The 15,199-nt window shown below is 60.1% G+C and carries 14 protein-coding genes; 7 read left to right on the top strand and 7 right to left on the bottom strand.

Features of this window, described 5'->3' with window-relative positions:
- Positions 1 to 42 precede the first annotated feature (42 nt).
- Positions 43 to 246: a cold-shock protein gene (locus EDF61_RS16785; protein WP_013349999.1), complete on the bottom strand. Its 204-nt coding sequence runs from the start codon at positions 244 to 246 to the stop codon at positions 43 to 45.
- A 294-nt stretch (positions 247 to 540) separates the two neighbouring features.
- Complete coding sequence (locus tag EDF61_RS16780; RefSeq protein ID WP_133834877.1) at positions 541 to 2,058, bottom strand: MFS transporter; 1,518 nt, start codon at positions 2,056 to 2,058, stop codon at positions 541 to 543.
- 134 nt (positions 2,059 to 2,192) lie between these two features.
- Between EDF61_RS16780 and EDF61_RS16775 the strand changes: the two genes are divergently transcribed.
- The gene (locus tag EDF61_RS16775; RefSeq protein ID WP_133834876.1) at positions 2,193 to 2,747 is read left to right on the top strand and encodes a TetR/AcrR family transcriptional regulator; all 555 of its coding nucleotides are present in this window, start codon (positions 2,193 to 2,195) and stop codon (positions 2,745 to 2,747) included.
- 17 nt (positions 2,748 to 2,764) lie between these two features.
- Entirely contained in the window at positions 2,765 to 4,021 is a 1,257-nt protein-coding gene (locus EDF61_RS16770; protein ID WP_133834875.1) for an MFS transporter, read from the top strand.
- On the opposite strand, the gene EDF61_RS16765 is transcribed toward EDF61_RS16770, so the two are convergent.
- Positions 4,018 to 4,674 carry a trimeric intracellular cation channel family protein gene (locus EDF61_RS16765; protein ID WP_133834874.1) on the bottom strand — a complete coding sequence of 219 codons (657 nt, stop codon included), beginning with the start codon at positions 4,672 to 4,674 and terminating at the stop codon, positions 4,018 to 4,020. The genes EDF61_RS16770 and EDF61_RS16765 overlap by 4 nt on opposite strands.
- A gap of 62 nt (positions 4,675 to 4,736) precedes the next feature.
- Positions 4,737 to 5,276, bottom strand: coding sequence for a DUF1697 domain-containing protein (locus tag EDF61_RS16760; protein ID WP_133834873.1), 540 nt, complete (start codon positions 5,274 to 5,276; stop codon positions 4,737 to 4,739).
- 75 nt (positions 5,277 to 5,351) lie between these two features.
- Between EDF61_RS16760 and EDF61_RS16755 the strand changes: the two genes are divergently transcribed.
- A complete protein-coding gene (locus EDF61_RS16755) occupies positions 5,352 to 7,301 on the top strand; it encodes a S9 family peptidase (protein ID WP_133834872.1) in 1,950 nt (649 codons plus the stop codon).
- Here EDF61_RS16755 and EDF61_RS16750 read toward each other — a convergent pair.
- Both EDF61_RS16750 and EDF61_RS16745 read right to left on the bottom strand, forming a co-directional pair.
- A complete protein-coding gene (locus EDF61_RS16750; RefSeq protein ID WP_133834871.1) occupies positions 7,298 to 7,708 on the bottom strand; it encodes an RNA-binding S4 domain-containing protein in 411 nt (136 codons plus the stop codon). The genes EDF61_RS16755 and EDF61_RS16750 overlap by 4 nt on opposite strands.
- A gap of 43 nt (positions 7,709 to 7,751) precedes the next feature.
- On the bottom strand, positions 7,752 to 8,048 hold the full coding sequence (locus EDF61_RS16745) for a hypothetical protein (RefSeq protein ID WP_286172318.1): 297 nt from the start codon (positions 8,046 to 8,048) through the stop codon (positions 7,752 to 7,754).
- 129 nt (positions 8,049 to 8,177) lie between these two features.
- Between EDF61_RS16745 and EDF61_RS16740 the strand changes: the two genes are divergently transcribed.
- The 3 genes from EDF61_RS16740 (at position 8,178) to EDF61_RS16730 (ending at position 12,082) form a co-directional block, all read left to right on the top strand.
- The gene (locus tag EDF61_RS16740) at positions 8,178 to 10,622 is read left to right on the top strand and encodes a Tex family protein (RefSeq protein ID WP_502699084.1); all 2,445 of its coding nucleotides are present in this window, start codon (positions 8,178 to 8,180) and stop codon (positions 10,620 to 10,622) included.
- A 145-nt stretch (positions 10,623 to 10,767) separates the two neighbouring features.
- The gene (locus tag EDF61_RS16735; RefSeq protein ID WP_133834868.1) at positions 10,768 to 11,268 is read left to right on the top strand and encodes a ferritin; all 501 of its coding nucleotides are present in this window, start codon (positions 10,768 to 10,770) and stop codon (positions 11,266 to 11,268) included.
- Between the two features lie 100 nt (positions 11,269 to 11,368).
- Complete coding sequence (locus EDF61_RS16730; protein WP_133834867.1) at positions 11,369 to 12,082, top strand: SH3 domain-containing protein; 714 nt, start codon at positions 11,369 to 11,371, stop codon at positions 12,080 to 12,082.
- A gap of 17 nt (positions 12,083 to 12,099) precedes the next feature.
- Here EDF61_RS16730 and EDF61_RS16725 read toward each other — a convergent pair whose 3' ends face one another.
- Positions 12,100 to 12,765: a LuxR C-terminal-related transcriptional regulator gene (locus tag EDF61_RS16725; protein WP_166650865.1), complete on the bottom strand. Its 666-nt coding sequence runs from the start codon at positions 12,763 to 12,765 to the stop codon at positions 12,100 to 12,102.
- Positions 12,766 to 13,171: 406 nt separating this feature from the next.
- Between EDF61_RS16725 and EDF61_RS16720 the strand changes: the two genes are divergently transcribed.
- A partial coding sequence (locus tag EDF61_RS16720; RefSeq protein ID WP_133834865.1) for a choice-of-anchor G family protein occupies positions 13,172 to 15,199 on the top strand: 2,028 nt, incomplete at its 3' end.

Raw genomic sequence — 15,199 nt, 5'->3', positions numbered from 1 at the left:
CCGTTCCCTGGCTAAGTCTGGCGTTAGCGCCAAAGACCTTCTTTAGAGAGCGCGAATGTCTGCAGCCTGCAGACCCTTTGGACCCTCAACAACTTCGAACTCCACCTTCTGGCCCTCGTCCAGGGTGCGGAAACCCTGGGTCTGGATTGCAGAGAAGTGTGCAAAGACGTCTGGATCGCCGCTGTCTGGAGCGATGAAGCCGAAGCCCTTTTCAGCGTTGAACCACTTGACGATTCCGGTTGCCATTTTCTTATTTGGTCCTTTCAGACGTTTCTCGCCGGTTTAGTTGGCGAGCTTGGTTGTAATCTGCGCATCCTCCGAATTCCAGGATGGAAGACGGATAATGCGAAGCAGCCAAGTCATTCACTTCACGTCTAGAAGGGGGCTCGCGTCAACCGAGGTGGTACGACATTCACAAACTTCTAACGGGTACTTCGCGAATTACTTTGGAACTACATTGCCTAGCCTACGTGTTTGGTGACGACAAATGAATAACTTTGAACCAATTAATCAGAAATTTGGTTAAGCGGTGAGCCGAGTTCACCGAAATGCCGGTTTGATGACGCGGAATACGACCACGGCAGCGATCAGGGACAACGCCGCGGCGATGCCGGAAGTCAGCAGGACTCCGTGGTCGAAGGCCATGGCTGCGGAGCCCAGCAGCGCTTGCGCATCGGCGGCACTCAAATCGGCGGCGACCTGGTGCGCTCCGCCCAAGGTCTCGCCGGCAGTTTGCAGCTGGGCATCGGTCAGCGAGCCGGGCGCGAGCAACCGCGAGGTGTAGACCGTATTCAGGATGGTACCCAGCACTGCAATGCCCAGTACCGAGCCTACTTCGTAGGCGGTTTCCGAGATCGCCGATGCCGCGCCGGCCTTGGAAGCCGGGACTGCGGAGAGCACCATGTCATTGGACAAGGTCTCGGTCATGCCGATTCCCGTACCGAGGACAGCAAACGCGGTCATGAGCAGGAAGGAATTGGATCCCTCCCCGGCCAGGATCACCAGCAGGTAGGCGACCGCGGAGAGGATCAGGCCGATGGCCATGATGTTCGGCGTGCCGAAACGGCGCGAGAGCGCCACCGAGAGCAATCCGAAGCCCATGGTCAGCACCAGGCCCGGAGTCATCCACAGTCCCGCCACCAGCGGGGAGAATCCTGCAATGAGCTGCAGATGCTGGGAGACGAAGTAGATGAAGCCCACCAGCGAGAAGATGCCGATCAGGTTGACCATCAACGCGCCAGAGAACAGTGCGTTGCTGAACAAGCGGACATCGAGCATCGGCTGTTCGGCCTTGAGTTGCCGGCGTACGAAAGCCGCACCGCAAACAATGGCCAGGACGATGGCCACGGCCGAGAAGTACCACGGGGCAGTTACCGCGGTCTTGATGGCGTAGACAAATGGCAAGAGGGTGAAGACCACCAGCAGGATCGAGAACGGATCCACGCGGCCCGGGTTCGGGTCCTTGGATTCGGGAACAAGGATCATGCCGCCGATCAGCAGGGGCAGGAGCATTGGCACGGCCATCAGGAAGACCGAGCCCCACCAGAAGTGCTCGAGCAGCACGCCGCCGACAATGGGGCCAAGCACAGCACCGCCGGAGAAGGCCGCCGCCCACACCGCAATGGCGGTCCGGCGTTCGGTATCATCCGGGAAGATGTTGCGGATCAAGGACAACGTGGCCGGCATGAGCATTGCGCCGAAGACGCCAAGCAGGGCACGGGCTGCCACCAGCTGGGTGGCATCCGTGGCGAAAGCGGCGAGGGCGGAAACCAGTGCGAAGCCGGTCGCGCCGATCAGCAGCAGCTTGCGCCGGCCGATGCGGTCGCCCAGTGATCCCATGGGGACCAGCAGCCCGGCCAGGATCAGCGGGTAGATGTCGATAATCCACAGCAGCTGGTTCCCCGAGGGGGACAGGGCTCCGGTGATTGCCGGGACCGCGAAGGAGAGCACGGTGTTGTCGACGGAAATGAGCAGGACAGGGAACAGCAGGACCACCAGTGCCGCCCAACGGCGCGGCTTGCTGAGCACTGTAACGCGTTCGGAGATATTCGAGGTCATGACGTTCGCCCTTGGATAGGTAGTGGAATGCGCGGGGATTTGCCCGCAATTGTTAACTGTACCGTCTAGACGGTATAGTTACAATTGTTGGTAAAGTCAGATCGATCACGAACTACACCTTGGAACGGAGAACTATGGCTCGCCCACCTGCTGCCCGCGGCAAAGTGCTTGACGCCTATATCGCGCTCTTGTGCGAAGAGGGGGAGCGGGCAGCCACGCTGGATGCCACGGCCGCACGCGCCGGAGTCTCCAAGGGCGGGCTGCTCTACCACTTCGCCTCCAAGGATGCGCTGGCGGATGCGGTCATCGAGGCCGCGGAGGAACATGTCGCCCGTGATGTCGAGGGGATGTGCACCTCAGCGGAAGGGGCGTCCGTTTATTACGTGCGCACCAGCGCGGAAGTCGATACCGAATTGGATCGGCATCTGGTGGCCCTGCAACGCCTGGCCCAGGCCGGGGTCAAAGCCGCGACGGAAAAAATCGAGAGCACCAATGAGCGCTGGTTCCGGTGCATTCTGGATGAAGTCGGCAGCAAGGACATCGCGCATCTGGTGATGCTCGCCGGCGAGGGGCTCTACGCGAATCTGGCCCTGCCCGGGACTTGGTACGAGCGCAATTTTGATGGCGAGCTCAATCGCTTACTAGAGTTGGTCTCGAGAATAAAAAAGTTGGGAAACCTCAACGAATAGCGGGCCGGTAGAAATCAATGAAGAACAAGAGCGTTGCTTCTCCAATCAGAGGACGAGTTGGAGCGCTGTTTGGCATCCTGCTGCTGGCACTGTCCCTGCGCGCCGCAGTGGTGTCAGTATCCCCATTGCTTTCCCGCATTGAAGCGGATATCGCGTTCACCGAGTTCACCACCGGCCTGCTGGCGATGCTCGCGCCCATTGCTTTCGCAGTCTTCGGCCTGCTCACTCCGCGGCTGATCAAGGCTTTCGGCCTGGAAAAAACCCTGATGATCTCGCTGGGCCTAGCTGTCATCGGCCAGGTAGCCCGGATCTTCATGCCCGAGGTCTACTCCTTCCTCGCCCTGTCCATCATCACCTTGGCCGGCTACGGCATGGGCAACGTGGTGCTGCCGCCATTGGTCAAGAAGTACTTCCCTGACCGTATCGGCATGGTCACCAGCGGCTATGTCACGATGCTGGCCATCGGCACCTGGATGGCCCCCCAGTTCTCTGTTCCACTGGCCAATCTCAGCGACTGGAAGATCTCCATTGGTTCCTGGGCCGCCCTGTCGGGCATCGTGCTGGTGCCATGGCTGGTGCAGCTGCTTGCCGACCGCGGGACACAGCGCCCGGATAACCCGGTCCACGCCAGCGGGCATCCGCAGCCTATCGCCAAGATCAACCCCTGGAAGTCCAAAGTGGCTTGGGGCCTGGCAATTTTCCTGGCCGGCAACTCGGCGCAGACCTACGTCTACTTCACCTGGCTTCCGCCCTACCTGCAGAACCGCGGCCTCGATGAAATGGCAGCGGGCAACATGCTGGCGCTCTTCGCGATCCTCGGCCTGCCGGTCAGCCTGCTGGTTCCGCTCTGGGTGCCTCGGCTGAAGCACCCGATCATTGCAGTCCTGGTCTTCACCTCGTGCTGGATTGCCGGGCACCTTGGCATCTACCTGTCGCCAACGCAGAACACTGCGCTGTGGATCTGCCTGGCCGGCCTCGGGCAGGGCACCTTCGCCATTGCGCTGCTGATGATGAACCTGCGCTCGCGCACGACCTACGGTTCAGGCGTGCTCTCGGGCTTCGCCCAGGGCCTTGGCTATGCCGGTGCCGCAGTGGTTCCCATGCTCTTCGGCGTGGTGCAGAAAGCCACCGATTCATGGGGTGCGGCCTTCTCGATGCTCGGCGGCTGCGTCATCGTGATGCTGGTCGGCGCGATCATCATCAATCCGCCGCGCACCATCGAAGACGATTCGCCAGGCACCGAGGACCTGGGCAAGCTCGAGCGCATCGACTAGAAGTGGCGCTGCGGACCCTCGCTGCACGGTGGCGTGGGGCGGGAGCGATGCCAATGGCCCGCGGCCAACGGGACCGACCAGCCGAAGCGGATGGAAGCCACGCGGATGGCAAAAGCCAAGGCGGCAATGCCGGCGCCCACCGGAACGTTCATCAGCCCCAGATGCCAGGCCACGGCGGTGAGCACGGCACCCACCATGGCGGCCAACGCGTAGATATCGCGCGGGTTGAACAAATCAGGGGTGACGTTGGAAATGACATCGCGCATCAAGCCGCCGCCTACGCTGGTGATGACACCAAGCAGGACCGCGGTGACCTGATTGAAGTCGTGTTCCAGGGCCTTGAGCGTACCGGTGACGCAGAACAGGCCCAGGCCTGCCGCGTCGAATAGCTGGACCAGGCGGTGCAGCTTCTGCACCGCGGGGGTAAACGCGTAGACGCACAGCGCCGCGAGCACCGGAGGCACAAAGTAGACCGGATGCGCGAAAGTCGCCGGGGACTGATTGAGAATCAAATCCCGCACCACTCCGCCGCCCAGTCCGCAGACCCCGCCGAGGAAGGCCGAACCGAGCAGATCGAAGCCACGGCGCGCGGCCATCAATGAACCCGCGACGGCGAAGAAGAAAATGCCCATGAGCTCGATCAGGATGTACATTTCGGGCCTTTTGCAGGTCAATCAGTGGGTGGTCAAGGCTCAATTATTGCTCACCGGCGAGCTCAGCCAAGAATCTTGGCGAGCTTGACCAGGGTGTTGTGGTTACGGGTCGTCACAATGCGTTGCTTTGCCTGTGCGGCCATGAGCTTCCCGAGGGGATTCGCGGTGCTTTCGCCCTTGCGGACAATCCACGCTACGGCACGGCCCTGGACCAGGTAGGCTCCTGGCCCAGCGGGTCCCTGGATAGCGGCGCCCACCGCTTGGGCATCCTCAGCCGATTCGCAGAGCGTGAAGTAGCCATGGTGTTCGCTGGCCGGATCAGGCAAGGGCAGCGGGAAGGGCTGGGACAGCTGCTGGATTTCCGCGACGGTGCAGACAAGCGTGGGAATCGGCCGCTGGTAGTGCCCGGCCAGAACCGCATTGCAGTGCTCCTGTACTTCCAACGGATCGGAACTGGATGCGCTGAGCACCGCATTGCCACTGGCCAAAAGGGTTTTCACGTCGGTGAAACCAGCAGCGAGAAGCAGCTGGGCCAGGTCCTTCATCAGGACCTTGACCCCACCGACATTCACCCCGCGCAGGAATACGGCGTATCTAGTCATGGATCAATCCAAGCGCATCGGATTGATGCTTGTCGAGGGTCGTTGTGAGTCATAAAGATCGCTAGGATCAAGAATATGCCTACGCACTTACCCTTTGGATCATGGCCATCATCGATTTCCGCGCATGACGTCGCTGCCGGAACCAAGCCGCTGGGCGGAGCCTGCTTCTTCTCAGGCAAGCTCATTGTCCAGGAAGGCCGTCCTGCCGAAGGCGGGCGCATCACGCTCATGGAATACGGCACCGACGGCACTGCCGGTGCAGAGCTCATCCAGGCACCATTCAACGTGCGCTCCCGGGTCCACGAATACGGCGGCTCCAGCTGGATGATCATCGAGGGCGGCACCCCGGCCATTGTCTTTGCGAACTTCGCTGACCAGCGGGTTTACCGGCAAACTGTCGGGGAGCACGATGCCGCGGCCCTGACCCCCGCCAGCGTAGCCGACGCAGACCCGCAGCTGCGCTTCGCCGAATTCACCCCGGGTCCAGAAGGCAGCATCCTGGCCATCATGGAAGACCTGCGGGCAGAACCGGTACGCCACATCGTGCAAATCCCACTGGACGGCAGCGCAGCCGAGGACCCGGGCAAGATCCGCATCCTCAGCGCCCCGGCGCGATTCGTTGCAGCGCCACGGCTGAACCCCGCGGGAACCCGGCTGTCCTGGATCAGCTGGGAACATCCGAATATGCCGTGGGACTCCACCGAGCTGCACCTGGCTGACTTCACCGAAGACGGCGTACTGGAGGACACCGTCATCGCCGGTGGAGCAGAAGTCTCGGTCATGCAACCGGAATGGCTCGATGATGACCAGTTGGCTTTCATCTCCGATGCCAGCGGCTGGTGGAACCCCTACCTCTACCAGGACAGCTCGGCACGCACCACCCGGCTGGTTGACCGTGCCGCAGAATTCGCCGGCCCGCTCTGGCAGGTGGGCACACGATGGTACCTGGCAGAAAGCGCCCGCACCCTGCTGTGCTCCTACGGCACCGGCACCACCAAGCTGGCACGCCTGCACGCGGACACCGGGGGATTGGAAGACCTCGCGCTGCCATTCACCGGCATCCGCCCGTTCGCGCTGCGTGACGGGTGGCTGCTCGCTGGCACGTCATCGATGACCCAGGGCGAAGAAATTACCTTGATCAATCTCGACACCTTGGAACACCACCCGGTGACCCGTGCGATTGCGCAGCTGCCGGATCCAGCGGTGCTTCCGGAGGTTGAAGAGTTCGAGTGCAAGAACCTCGCCGGCCAGTCCGTCCACGCGTTGCTCTACCGGCCTTCCCAGGAAGGTTTCGCAGGAATGGAGGGCGAACTGCCGCCCTTCGTCACCTTCGTGCACGGCGGGCCGACCAGCCAGGCTTCCCCGACGCTCAGTGCCACGGTTGCCTATTACACCTCGCGCGGGATCGGGGTAGTCGACGTGAACTACGGCGGCTCCACCGGCTATGGCCGCGAATACCGCAACCGCCTGCGCGGCGCCTGGGGTGTAGTCGATGTTGCCGATACCGTCGCCGTGGTCAACGCGCTGGTAGCGCAGGGCATTGCCGACCCCGCACGCATCGGCATCGAAGGCGGCAGTGCCGGCGGGTGGACCGTGCTGTGCGCGCTGACCTTCTCCAATGCCTTCACCGCGGGCGTCAGCCGCTACGGTGTTTCGGATCTGGTGGGCCTGGTGCAGGACACCCACGACTTCGAATCGCAGTACATGTTCACGTTGGTCGGACCGTATCCGGAAGCTGCTGATCTGTACGAGAAGCGCGCGCCAATCAACCACGTGGCGAAGATTTCCTGCCCCGTATTGCTGTTGCAGGGGGATGAAGACAAGGTGGTGCCGCCGGCGCAGTCCCAGATCGTGGCGGACGCGCTGGCCGAACGCGGCATTGCCCATGCCTACATCCTCTTCGAAGGAGAACAGCACGGGTTCAGGAAGTCGGAGAACATCATCAAGGCGTTGGAAAGCTCATTGGCCTTCTACGCGCAGATCTTCGAATTCCAGTCGGACGTTCCTGCAATCGTGCTGTCCTAGGACAGATCAGGACCTGGATCCGGGGCCTGCCAGGAATCCCGCAAGCGATCCATTTCGCGGCGGTCCTTCTTGGTGGGCCGGCCGGCGCCGCGTTCGCGGATCGGCACCTGGGGAATGACCAGGCGTTCGCGCGGCGGGGTGTGGTCGATGTAGCATTTTGCGGCAACTGGCGCGCCGACGCGCTTGGAGATCAGCCCGCTGACTTCCAGCTCGCGGTCGAAACCGTCTTTGCGCACACGGATGCGATCACCGGAGACAACGGTTTGCGACGCCTTCACCGGATCGCCGTTCAAGCGAACATGTCCGGCACGGCAGGCAGTGGTCGCGGACGAACGAGTCTTGTAGATGCGTACTGACCACAGCCACGCATCGAGACGTACTTTGCCGCTTCTTGGAATTTCGACCATGGGAAAATTCTAGATCAGCAGGTGGCTAGTGCCGCTGAAGCTGCTAAACCGTAGCCTCGTCGCAAATCCCGATCAGGCGCTGCTGCAGCGCTTCGGGTGCTTGGTCTCCTGAATTTGCGAGCTCCTGGAGCACATCGACCAAGTCTTGCGGCAGGCCACCGCCCTGGACCGACTTCACAATGGACGAGAGGACACGAAGTTCGCTAGCGTCAATGGTGCCGTCCTGGACCGGTGCGCAGGCCTGGCGCACGATTTCCTTGGACGCTGCATCGGTCAGCTGGTTAGCCGCGTCGGCCGCGGTGTCTTCAACAAATGCGCATCCGGTGCTCAATAGCGCCATACACGAAATCGCAACGAGTGCTGTTGCCTTTCGAACTTTCTCAATCCCCATAACAATAAATCATAGCCATGGAGATTGAGTTTCTGCTGAATGCCAACCGAGTCGATCATCTGAAGATCGGATGGCATGATGCACAATGGATCGGTGACTAGCGAGCAGAAGAACACCGCAAATGACAGCGCAACGGGGCAGCAAATCATTGCCCAACTGGCCCGGGAACTCTCCGAGGAATCCGCGGTAGCCCCCTGGCAGATCAAGGCAGCGATCGAGCTCCTGGACTCCGGATCCACCGTTCCCTTTATTGCCCGTTACCGCAAAGAGGTTACCGGCATGCTCAGCGACAGCCAGCTGCGCCTGCTCGAAGAACGGTTGCGCTACCTGCGTGAATTGGAAGACCGCCGCGCAGCTGTACTGGAAGCCATCGCCGAAGCCGGCAAGCTGACCGACCAGCTTGCCGAAGCGATTCGCGCCGCTAGCACCAAGGCGGAACTCGAAGACCTGTACTTGCCATTCAAATCCAAGCGCCGCACCAAGGCCCAGATTGCCCACGAGGCTGGCCTGGAACCCTTGGCCGATCTGCTGCTCGCGGACCCAATGACGGATCCGGTGCAGGCAGCTGCCGACTACCTGAACCCGGATGCAGGATTTGCCACCGACGCAGATGCGCTTTCCGGCGCGCGTTCCATCGTGACCGAGCGCGTATCCCAGGATGTCGTTCTCGCCGGTGAACTGCGCGAACGCCTGTGGAACACCGGCAAGATCGGTGCCAGCGTCGCCTCGGGCGCCACCGCAGAGGGCCAGGGAAAGTACTCCGATTACCTGGACTATGTGGCACCACTTGATCGCTTGCCATCACACCGGGTCCTGGCCCTGCTGCGCGGTGAACGCGAAGGCGTGCTGAATCTGCAGCTCGCTGAAGCTGATCCACGCGACGAGCGTGCCTTGGACGAAGCACGCAGCGCCTACGAGAACGCTATCGCCTCCTCCCTGGGGCTGAACGTTCCCACCGGTGCGCCGGCTGCCAAATGGATTGCGCAGACTGTGCGTTTGGCGTGGAAAGCCCGCCTGCTGACCCGCTTTGAATCAGACCTGCGCTCGCGCTTGTTCGAGGCCGCTGAAGACGAATCGGTGAAGATTTTCGCGGCGAACCTGCGCGATGTGCTGCTGGCGGCGCCGGCCGGGAACAAGGCCGTGCTGGGCTTGGACCCGGGCCTGCGCACCGGTGTGAAGGTTGCAGTGGTGGACCTGACCGGCCAATCGGTGGAAACGGCAACGATCTATCCCCATGCGCCAGCCAATAAATGGAATGAATCGATCGCGGTACTGGCCAAGCTAGCCCAGAAGCACGGCACCACGCTGATTGCGGTAGGCAATGGCACAGCGGGGCGCGAAACAGACCGACTAGCTGCCGAGGTCATCAAGGTGCTTGGCGGCGAGGGCGTCAGCAAGGTCATCGTCTCGGAAGCCGGCGCTTCGGTCTACTCGGCCTCCGAGCTGGCAAGCCAGGAATTGCCGGATATGGATGTGTCGCTGCGCGGCGCGGTATCGATCGCCCGCCGCTTGCAGGACCCGCTGGCCGAGCTGGTGAAGATCGATCCGAAGTCCATCGGCGTGGGCCAATACCAGCACGATGTCACTGCCTCGAAGCTGGACCGCGCGCTGGATGCGGTGGTCGAGGACTGCGTGAATGCCGTAGGCGTCGATGTGAATACCGCATCCCCTGCCTTGCTGGCCCGGGTAGCCGGCGTGGGGCCGCTGCTGAGCCGCAATATCGTGGATCACCGTAACGCCAACGGCCCTTTCGCTACCCGCAAGGATCTGCTGAAGGTACCGCGTCTGGGAGCCAAGGCCTTTGAACAGTGCGCGGGCTTCTTGCGCATTACCGGTGGCAAGGAGAAACTCGATGCTTCCTCGGTGCACCCCGAAGCTTATGTCCTGGCCAAGACCCTGCAGAGCAGCGCTGAGGCGCAGGGCCGCCGGCTTGAAGAGCTGAACCCGCAGGACTTCGCCACGGACCAGTTTGGCGAGCCAACCATTCGTGACGTGATTGCCGAGTTGCGCCGTCCTGCCCGCGACCCCCGTGGCGAGTTCGTGACGGCCACGCTCAAGGAAGGCGTCGAGACCATCAAGGACGTCAAGCCGGGGATGGTCATGGAAGGCACCGTCTCCAACGTTGCGGCCTTCGGTGCGTTCGTGGACCTGGGCGTCCACCAGGACGGCCTGATCCACGTCTCGGCCATGAGCAGCAAGTTCATTTCGGATCCTCGCGAAGTGGTCAGCTCCGGCCAGATTGTCAAGGTCAAGGTGCTGGAAGTGGATACCGTGCGCAAGCGCATTTCGCTGACTCTGCGACTGGATGACGAACTGCCTGCTGCTGGCGCGGAGGCCAGGAATTCCGGGCCAGGCGAACGCAAGGGACCGGGAGCTGGCCGTTCGGCGCGCCCGGGCCAGAACCGCACTGGGCAGAGCCGCACTGGGCAGAACCGCAAAGCCGAGCCCGCGCAGGGCAAACCGGCTGCACCGGGCAACACCGCGATGGCCGAGGCGCTGCGCAGAGCAGGACTGGGCAAGTAGGTTAGCATCGTATCGGCATGCCTAAGTTAGGTTAGTATCGGCTACATTAACTCGATCCCAACTTGGGATGATTCCCTAATTCAGGTTTGACTAAGTGAGTCCGAACTTCGGTGACAAGGTGGCAAAACAGGTTTAGTCTGATGACATGGAACTTACAGGAAAACTGGCAGAAGCCTTCAGCACCCAGGTAACTCTCGAACTAACCGCAGCAACGGTTTACCGTCAGCTGGCAGTTGAAATGGACGTATTGAGCCTTCCCGGCATTGCTGGCTGGTTCCGTGCCCAGGCCGGCGAGGAAATCGTGCACGCGGAAAAGTTCATGACCCACATGACCGACCGCTCGGCCCACCCGAAGATTGGCGAGCAGCCTGCCCCGACTGTGAATGTGAACAGCGTTGCAGATGCCTTCGCGGCTTCCTTGGCTCACGAGCAGAAGGTCTCCGGAGCGATTCGCGAGCTGTACCGTTTGGCACAGACCGAGGGCGACATCGACTCCCTGCCGCTGCTGCACTGGTTCATCGATGAGCAGGTTGAAGAGGAAGCCACCGTTGGTGAAATCCTGGATCGGGTCAGGATGATCGGCAACGATGGAAGCGGCCTGCTGCGACTGGATGCAGAGCTCGGCTCGCGTTCTTCCGCATCCTAGGAGGCGGCGAAGCACGCATCTTCTAAAAATGGAATAAACTTAGGGAAGCAACCGGTGGTTGCTTCCCTAAGTTTTTTCATTTGAGGTGGTTGTGAACCAGGTGGGCTATCCACATCAGTCGGCTCGGACGTCGTCCATTGCCAATACCCACCGGACGACTGCCTCGCTCAAGCTGCGCAAGGGCGCCGGCCGCCACTACGTAGTGCAGAGCCATTTGGAGCACGGCACAGAGCTGGTCCTGATTGAGGTCAACGGCTCGTGGGCGCATGTTCTCGTGCACCAGATCTACGGTTGGCTGCCGAATATCTATCTTGAAGCGATCCCGGCGGTCTTTGACGAGCCGGTAGTTGCCGAAGACGATGACGAGCTGGCCGAGCCAGTTCTTTCACGCTATTCATTGATCGAAGCCACCCATGCGACGACGGCAACGTTGAATCTGCGCAAGGGCAGCGGCACTGGGTATCCGGTGCTCAAGGTCATTGACCAGGGGTCCAAGGTCCGCTCGATGCTCCAGCAGGGATTGTGGTCCCAGGTGCAGTGCGGCAAATTGCTGGGCTGGGTTCCCAGCATGTACCTGCAGGAGATTCCCTCCCGTCCAGCCAAGGGCGGGCTGATCGCCGTCCCCAACCAGCGGGCACTGACCACCATCGGACTGAACGCGAGACGCGGTCCTGGCGACCATTACTCGCTGGTGCGGATTCTTCCGGCCGACACGGCCGTGGTCATCGTTGCGCGCCAGGGCGCGTGGCGGCAGATTGACCGTGACGGCGAAGAAATGTGGATCCCTGCCAGTCAGCTTCGCACGGTGTACTGACCAGATTCGATTCTGTTTCAGGCGATCTGCAGATCTGCAGACGAAACCAATCCGGATTCTGTCGCCACTACTGCCAGCTGCACACGATTGGTGACGCTCAGTTCCTCCATGATGCGCGCCAAGTGGAGCTTCACCGAGCCTTCGGAGATGTGTGCGATACGGGCGATCTGAGAATTGGTGAGCCCGGCCGCGACCAGGCGCACCAGGCTCCGATCGCGGTCGCTGAGCTTGCGCACGACGGATTGCTGGCCTGAGCGGCGCACGATTTTCGCGGTCGATTCCCAGCCGTCCGACGGCTGGGCAAAAAGTTGGTAGCCTGCAGCGAGCATGCGCAGTGCGCTGGGCAGTTCCGCGCTGATGGAGCTTTTCGAGATCAGCCCCGAGCTGCCAGCATCGTAGGCCTTGGCGATATCGTCCCGCTGGTATCGGGTAGCCAACACCACGATCTTGGTATTTGGTGCACTCTCGGAGATTTCGCGGATCGAGGAGAACAGATCCGTCCCATTCAGCGACGATTCCAGGATGACGAGGTCCGGCTCCAGCTCGGCTGCAGCTTGAACGGCCTCGGACATGCAATCCGAAACATGCTCGATCACCATGTCGCTGGCCTCGGCTAAGACGCCAGCAATCCCGGCCCGTGAGAAATGGTCACTATCAGCCAGATGAATACGGATATGAGACATACAAGAATCCTCCATCACTACGAACTGGAATTGTCCTGGCCAATCCTTCCTAACCCGTTCTGAGGCGGGGAAAGCTAGCAGGTGATTCACAGTCTATGGCCAACTAGTCAAATCCCTTGGCTTGACAGATAGCATTGCAAGGTTGTTGTCATATTGTTACATCACTGTTTGGGTAAATTTTCATGTCAGTGGTTGTAAGTGCATTATTTCCTCAAATGGCAGGAAGTTAAATTACTGTTCAGTATTACCTGCTGGCCATCGAATCTGACCGTGTGGCCAAGAAGTTTGACCTGAGTATGCAAAGAAATGGCTGAAAGAAACCTGTGAGTCGGGGTTCGTCCAGCATAGGGTCAAATAGGAGCTCTTTGGGGTTCCCTAGATCACAACCAACTTTTGGAGGATAGTGGTGCAAGCAAATAATTTGCCACCTAAGAATGGCAAGAAACCGCGTGCCGCACGCCGCGTTCTTGCAGGGGCAGTCGTTGCCAGCCTATTCGTGGCTCCTACCGTAACTGCCGCATACGCGGCACCTGCTGACGGCTCTGAAGCCCTGGGTCGCGTACTGGATCTGAACTTGCTGGACATTCCTGTTGCTGACGCTGGTTTTGCCTATGCTGGCAATCCAAGCGCGCCGGGCCCAGTTCATAATCCACTAAACGTTGAAGCTTTGGGTGCTCTGAACCTCAACTTGGGTACAGGACTCAGCAACGTGCCATTGATCAACGGTGACGGCACTGGACTTCTGACCTTGGGTGAAGCTGGAGTTCTTAGCTCGTACGCCGAAACCCCGAGTGTGACTAGCGCGAAGGCGGGAGCAGGCGCAGTCAGTGCTGATGGAACCATCGGTCTCGACGGCACTAACTCGGGCGATATGACTGCGAACGTCGACTTGACCCGATTGCTTGGTCAACTCGGTGTAGACGGATTGACCGACCAGATTGTCGACGAAGCATCGTTGGAGATCGGCGCGTTGGGCTCAACCGCTGACAAGACCGACGGCACCTTGGATACGCAATACCTAGTCGCAGGCGCGTCTGCCACCGTTAGCAGCCCTGCAGTCGAGGGCTTGACTAGCGCGCTAGGCGCCGTTGTCGATGATCTTGGTACGACACTCAACACTGGTTTGTCGACTGAAGGTGTACTGGGCACCATTACTTCTGGCCTTGAAGCAATTGATATCGATCTGCGCCCTCTCGCGCGTATCGGTGTCACAGATTCAACGGTTGCCCTTAATGGTATTGACGCGGCTTTGTCGCAAGTCAAGAACGACGTACTGACTGGCGTCGTCACTTCTGATACTGGGCTGGTAACCATTGATCTCGGGTCAGGCGACATTAGCGTTGACCTTTCAAAGATCACTACTGGCGGACTCAATGGTAAGCCTGCAAATTATGAAGTGCTAAGCACCACGGCAGTTCAGGAAATTGCAGATGAGATCACTCTTGCACTTTCGAATTTAGTAACGGATCTTCGCGACAGTATGGTTGCGGCGCTTGACCAAATCGACATCGTGGTAAATCTTGGCCTAGAAGCGCGTTTGCTACTTCCCCTGGCATCAGGTACCGCAACCGTAGAAGGAAGCGTTGCTAGCTTCTTGGGATTAGTTGAAGACCAGCCGACGACGAACGTCGATCTGACTCTGGCGGGACTCGACCTCGGAGCCCTTATTACTCCTTTGGCCACTGGTGTAGTGGATGTCGTGGGCAGTGCCTTGGGTACCTTGGTCAATCCGGTAATTGACGGACTGCCTGGCGTCATCACCGGAATCGTCAATGGCGTAACGGATCCTCTGGAACCAGTAGTTGAAGGGGTTCTCAACGAGATCGTTGAGATCACCGTCAATGAGCAGGGAACCACTGTAATCGACGATCCGGATAGCGAGCAGGATTCTACGGAGGCTGGCGACTACGTTGCTGCGCTTTCGGTGACGCTGCTGCCTGCAATGGGTGATAGTGCAAACAAGATCTCGTTTGCACGTTCCGAAGTACGAGCTGCGGATGAAGCATCAGTCATCATCACTTCCCCGGAAAATGGTGCACAGATTCCGGAAGGCGAAGTCGTTACCGTTGAAGGTTCTGCTCAACCAGGCAAGACCATCACCGTAACGCTAGATGATTTGACCGAGGAAGCCATCGTTGGCGAAGACGGGACTTGGACCGTCGAGTTTGAAGGCGTGACTCCCGGTGAAAAGACTGCAGTAGCGACTGACGGCGACGATGATGCGAATTCTACGGACGAAGTCACTTTCGAAGTAGTTGCCGCAGCGGTTGATGCTGACGCTACCGATGCTGATGCAGTTGATGCTGACGCTACCGATGCAGTTGATGCTGACGCTACCGATGCAGTTGATGCTGACGCTACCGATGCAGTTGATGCTGACGCTACCGATGCAGTTGATGCTGACGCTACCGATGCAGTTGATGCTGACGCTAGG

It is taken from the genome of Arthrobacter sp. JUb115, from assembly GCF_004365035.1.
Lineage (GTDB): Bacteria > Actinomycetota > Actinomycetes > Actinomycetales > Micrococcaceae > Glutamicibacter.
This window is presented reverse-complemented; position numbering and strand designations above follow the sequence as displayed.

Bases quoted from the DNA above. Each gene is read 5' to 3' on its own strand.
- EDF61_RS16785 (WP_013349999.1), bottom strand. From the start codon at position 246: ATGGCAACCGGAATCGTCAAGTGGTTCAACGCTGAAAAGGGCTTCGGC.
- EDF61_RS16780 (WP_133834877.1), bottom strand. From the start codon at position 2,058: ATGACCTCGAATATCTCCGAACGCGTTACAGTGCTCAGCAAGCCGCGC.
- EDF61_RS16775 (WP_133834876.1), top strand. From the start codon at position 2,193: ATGGCTCGCCCACCTGCTGCCCGCGGCAAAGTGCTTGACGCCTATATC.
- EDF61_RS16770 (WP_133834875.1), top strand. From the start codon at position 2,765: ATGAAGAACAAGAGCGTTGCTTCTCCAATCAGAGGACGAGTTGGAGCG.
- EDF61_RS16765 (WP_133834874.1), bottom strand. From the start codon at position 4,674: ATGTACATCCTGATCGAGCTCATGGGCATTTTCTTCTTCGCCGTCGCG.
- EDF61_RS16760 (WP_133834873.1), bottom strand. From the start codon at position 5,276: ATGACTAGATACGCCGTATTCCTGCGCGGGGTGAATGTCGGTGGGGTC.
- EDF61_RS16755 (WP_133834872.1), top strand. From the start codon at position 5,352: ATGCCTACGCACTTACCCTTTGGATCATGGCCATCATCGATTTCCGCG.
- EDF61_RS16750 (WP_133834871.1), bottom strand. From the start codon at position 7,708: ATGGTCGAAATTCCAAGAAGCGGCAAAGTACGTCTCGATGCGTGGCTG.
- EDF61_RS16745 (WP_286172318.1), bottom strand. From the start codon at position 8,048: ATGGCGCTATTGAGCACCGGATGCGCATTTGTTGAAGACACCGCGGCC.
- EDF61_RS16740 (WP_502699084.1), top strand. From the start codon at position 8,178: ATGCACAATGGATCGGTGACTAGCGAGCAGAAGAACACCGCAAATGAC.
- EDF61_RS16735 (WP_133834868.1), top strand. From the start codon at position 10,768: ATGGAACTTACAGGAAAACTGGCAGAAGCCTTCAGCACCCAGGTAACT.
- EDF61_RS16725 (WP_166650865.1), bottom strand. From the start codon at position 12,765: ATGTCTCATATCCGTATTCATCTGGCTGATAGTGACCATTTCTCACGG.